This window comes from Bacteroidales bacterium (assembly GCA_012517825.1).
GTDB lineage: Bacteria > Bacteroidota > Bacteroidia > Bacteroidales > JAAYUG01 > JAAYUG01.
In genome coordinates, this window is record JAAYUG010000186.1 from 1 (window position 1) to 5041 (window position 5041).

At 52.7% G+C, this 5041-nt stretch carries 4 protein-coding genes; all 4 read left to right on the forward strand.

The window, feature by feature from the left end:
• The first annotated feature begins 80 nt into the window (after nt 1-80).
• Nucleotides 81-1289, forward strand: a complete 1209-nt coding sequence (locus GX419_12965) for a polysaccharide biosynthesis protein (GenBank protein NLI25607.1) — start codon at nt 81-83, stop codon at nt 1287-1289.
• Between the two features lie 274 nt (nt 1290-1563).
• A complete protein-coding gene (locus GX419_12970; protein NLI25608.1) occupies nt 1564-2349 on the forward strand; it encodes a DUF218 domain-containing protein in 786 nt (261 codons plus the stop codon).
• Between the two features lie 17 nt (nt 2350-2366).
• Nucleotides 2367-3887 carry a hypothetical protein gene (locus GX419_12975; GenBank protein ID NLI25609.1) on the forward strand — a complete coding sequence of 507 codons (1521 nt, stop codon included), beginning with the start codon at nt 2367-2369 and terminating at the stop codon, nt 3885-3887.
• A gap of 731 nt (nt 3888-4618) precedes the next feature.
• Nucleotides 4619-5041 (forward strand): hypothetical protein (locus tag GX419_12980; protein NLI25610.1); only part of this gene is annotated, 423 nt, incomplete at its 3' end.

Genomic DNA, 5041 nt, shown 5'->3' on the forward strand with positions numbered 1-5041 from the left:
ACTCTGTGTAACAAATAAAAGCTTCACAGTGTTACACAGTGTAATACACTGTGAAACTCTGTGTAACAAAAAAATCTACTATGTTCAATCTTCAGAACTTTATTTCGGAACACATCACCCACCGCAGGCAAAGCTTTTTTGCCGCCGACATGGAACGCTTCCATGACGAACTTTCTGGTCACATTTCCGGCCGTTCCGTACTGGTCATCGGCGGTGCCGGCACCATTGGCTCATCCTTCATCAAAGCCCTCCTCCCCTTCAAACCCTCCCGCCTGGTCGTTGTCGATACCAGCGAAAACGGCCTCACCGAGCTCACCCGCGACCTGCGCAGTACCCACGGAATGTTGGTACCCGGCGAATACAAAACCTACCCCGTAAACTATGCCGATCCCGTTTTCGAACAGATCTTCCGCCATTACCAGCCCTTCGGCATCGTTGCCAATTTTGCCGCCCACAAGCACGTGCGCAGTGAGAAGGACATTTTCTCGGTATCGGCCCTCCTGCACAACAACGTGCTCCATGCCGGCCGCCTCCTGGCCCTCCTCTCCGAAGCCCCGCCGGAACATTTTTTCTGCGTTTCCACCGACAAAGCCACCAACCCCGCCAACATCATGGGCGCCAGCAAGAAGCTCATGGAAGACCTTATCATGAGCTGGTCGCACCGGTTTACGGTTTCCACCGCCCGCTTTGCCAATGTAGCCTTCTCGAACGGAAGCCTGCCTGAAGGATTTCTGAACCGGCTGGCGAAAAAACAACCCCTTTCGGCTCCCAGCGATGTAAAACGGTATTTTGTAAGTCCTGAAGAATCAGGACAGATTTGCCTTCTGGCTTGCATGCTTGGCAAAACACGCGACATTTTCTTTCCCAAACTGCCGCCCGACAGCATGCTTACATTTTCTGAAATAGCGGTTCATCTGCTCGAAGCGCATGGACTGAAGCCGCTTCTGTGTGCCAGCGAAGAGGAGGCACGGTTATATTCTGCACAGCGTAAAGAAAACGATCCTTCTTATCCTGTATATTTCTTCCCGTCCGATACGTCCGGAGAAAAGCCGTATGAGGAATTTTATGCAGGGCATGAAACCATCGAAATGGAAAGGTTTTCGTCATTGGGTGTAATAAAAAACACTCCTGCCCGCCCGCGTGATGAAATGGATGCCTTGCTGAAGGAATTAGCTTCTCTTATTGCAAGGCCTGGTACCGGTAAAGAGCAGGTAGTACGCTTTCTTGAAAAGGTAGTGCCCGGCTTCCGGCATATAGAAACCGGGAAAAGCCTGGACCAGAAAATGTAAACCCTTACCAGCTCTTGCCCGCCGGTGACACGACAGACACCATTTCCCATAGGTAATTAAGGAACGGGTTCCAGAGTTCCAATGTTCCAGAGTTCCAATGTTCCAAAGTTCCAAAGTTCCAGAGTTCCAAGGATTTCCGATTTCCGATTTCCCATTTCCGATTAAGGGATTTCCGATTTCCCATTTCCCATTTCCAATTAACGTGTTTTAGTTTTCATAGCGTAATCAAGGACAGGAAATTGGAAATAGGAAATTTTCATACAGCGAACAGCAAATGCTCCTGCGTAAAATTCTTTCCTTCCTGATCAATCCTCTGCCGGTCCTCTATCTCCTCCTTCTGGCCGGCACTGTTTTTCTTATCCTACGGAAGAAAAAAACCTCCCGCTGGTTCTTTCTTTTTTCTGCCCTCTGGCTGTTGGCCATCACCACCTCTCCTTTTCCCCGCTTTCTTGTAAGCCGGCTCGAAACCAGATACCCCACTCTTCTTTCCTTTCCTGTATCCGACACCTCCCGCCCCGTTAACATCCTTGTTCTGGGCGGCGGGCACACCCACGACCTCCGCTTCCCCCCCAACAACCAGCTTTCGGCCAATGCTCTCGGTCGCCTGGCCGAAGGCATCCGCCTCTACCGCCGGATTCCCCACAGCAGGCTCATTACTTCCGGCTATGCCGGAAAAGAAGATATTTCCCAGGCCATGGTGATGTACCGTACCGCCCTTCTTCTGGGCGTTGACAGTTCCCGCCTTTCCCTCCAGGAAGAACCCCGCATTACCTGGCAGGAAGCACTCTCTTACCGCCAGAACTTCGATACCACCGCCACCCTGATCATCGTTACCGACGCCATCCACATGCCCCGTGCCATGATGCTCTTCCGCAAAGCAGGCCTGCATCCCATAGCTGCCCCCACCAACCACTACGTCAAAAAAGGCTTCCACCGCCCCAAACCCGACATCAGTCTCGGTGCCGAAAATATAAAAATGCTGGAAGCCGCATTCCATGAGCTGGCAGGACTTGCCTGGGGATGGGTACGGTATGGCAACGAAGAGAATCCCGTCCCCTGAGCGGAATAACATACTCCATGCGCTGTAAAGCATTCCTCGTTTCCTTCTTCATTTTCACCGGCGCCCTCTGCCAGCCCGTTTCCCTGCCCCTGAGCAGGGACCTGATGTATTTTTATACCCCGAAAAATGATACAGGCTATAGCTTTCATCCCTCTGTGCGCCCTTATCTGGCTGATGAACTTACTCCTCTCCTGCCGGGAATGTTTTATTCCCGCACCGGGCCGGATGATCCGGCAGGCTTGTTCCGCGCGGCCTTGCGTCCTCTGGTCAACGGAACGGCAGGCTTTGCAAAGGATTTCCTGTACCACACGGGAGCAGGCGCTGAACTGCTGTTACAATGGAAGCAGAGCCTGAGCCTGAACCTGCAGTATCTTTACAATGCCGGTGTTTTCCCGTCCTTGTACGATTCCCTCACCCTGGCCGGCTACGTGCCGCATGCAGGCCTGGCCTCCTATCGGGGTTCCGGCTCCCGGATGCAATGGGGCTCGGTAACCGGAGCGCTTGCCTGGATGCCCCTGCGGCCGCTGGTGCTGGAAGCCGGCATAGGAAGAAACTTCTGGGGCGAAGGATACCGCTCCCTTTTCCTCTCGGATAACAGCAACGCCTATCCCTACATAAAAACCACCGTACGGGTCTGGCATATCCGCTACGTGAGCCTGCTGGGCTTTCTGCGCGATGTTTCCCTGCCGGGAAGCAAAGACAGGCTGTTCCCTAAGTACGGGGCCTTCCACTATCTGAGCTGGAATGTTACCCGCCGCCTCAACCTTTCGTTTTTCGAAGCGGTGGTCTGGCATGGTAACGACAGCATCCGCCACCGGGGGTATGATTTTCAGTATATGATTCCCCTGGTGGTGTACCGGCCTGTGGAACACTGGATCGGTTCACCCGACAATGCCCTGCTGGGGACAGCCGGCTCGTACAGGCTTTTACCCGAATGGACAGTGTACGCCCAGTTCATGCTCGACGAGCTGATAATCAAGGAATTTCTGCAGGGTACCGGCTGGGCGGGAAATAAATATGCCCTGCAGGCAGGGGTGAAGGTCAGCGAACCTTTCGGGAAGGAAGGCCTGCACCTTCTGGCCGAGATGAATCTGGCGCGGCCTTACACCTGGTCGCACCGCAATACACTGAACAATTACGGAGCCTGGTACCAGCCCCTGGCGCATTCTGCCGGGGGCAATTTTGTGGAAGGCCTTACGGAAGCGAAATACCGTGCGGGAAGGAATCTTTTATCGGCCTTTCTTTCCTTTACAGCCGCCGGAAAGGATTCCGGCCTGTTCAATTCCGGGAATGATATCTACCGGAATTATACCACCAACATTGCGCGCCATAATGTGGACATATTGCAGGGTGAGCCGTTCCGGCAGGTGGTGTGGAGGGTGGGGTTCGGGCGGCTGGTGGTGCCCCGCGCTGACCTGCTGGCCGAAATCCAGTGCGCAGGGCGGTTTTTCAGGGCCGGCGGCCGCCGGGGAAGAGAACTCTTTATAGGTATTTCGGTGCGAACCATGCTCTTTAACGATGAATGGTTCGCAAATTAATTAAGGGGCGTTGCCCCTTAGACCCCACTTACTTTCTTTCCTTGATGAAAGAAAGGAAGCAAATCCCGCATAAGAAAATCTACCAGTTGGCGTTGAAGCCAACTGTAAGATTTTCTATCGCGGGAAAGGCAAAACAAGCACCTTACCCGCTCTGCCTGAATGCAAGAATTACAGGCAGAGGCGGAATTTTAAAGACGGGTTTAGAAAAGGCTGAAGCTTACTTCTAAGGTCGCTACATGTTTGTGCAAGAGCATGTGCAAGGGAGTCTTTAAAATAAATCCCGACTCAGTCGTCGGGCCCTCTGCCGTAATTCTATGCATTCAGGCATTCACAACAGCCCGAGCTACCTGTTTTGCCTTGGCCCACGCGCATGCGGTTCCTGTTCAGAAGAGAAATTTATTTCAGGAAACGAGGTTTTTCATGCCAGTGCTTTCCATGTTTCGTACAAACATTATGAAACCGGAGGTTTCGAATTCCAATATCCATGGTGACATCCATGGTAGGTGAAACGAAAACCTTTGCAACGCCGGAGGTGTTGAAGAAGGAAATTTCATCAGAAGAATCAATAGGAACCCCAAAGGGGTGGCATTATTAAGAGCAGGAGAGCCTTTAAAATAAATCCCTTACAGGGAATTTTGCTGTAATTCCAAACATTCCGGCATTCACCTCCTCCCTGACTTCCTGTTTTGCCTGTCCTGTGTACTATTTTTTATGATCTGGATCACACCATAATGTATAAACTTTTTCTCTCCCTTCTCCTCTCCACCATCCCTTTTTTTGTCAATGCCCAGGCTTTTCTGCCCATCAACCACTACTACAGCCAGGAAGCAGAGGGATACCTGCAGAAAAACGATGTGCTGTTCTTCAGTGCCCTCCGGCCAGCGCCTCTTCCCGTTGTGCACGACACCCTTTTCCGCCCCGACAGCCTTCTCTCCATTCCCGGAGCGAAACCTTACCGGTGGTGGATCTTCCGCAAACTCCGCCAGGAAAATCTGGCGGTGGTGCGGCAGGATGGACTGGTGCTGAAAGTTAACGGCCTGGCCGATTTCAGCGCCGGAAAAGAGAACGGCTCCTCCCGCCTCCTGTACCGCAATACCCGCGGGGCCCTCTTTGAAGGCACCATCAGCGGCGTCATCGGATTTTCCTCCGCCCTG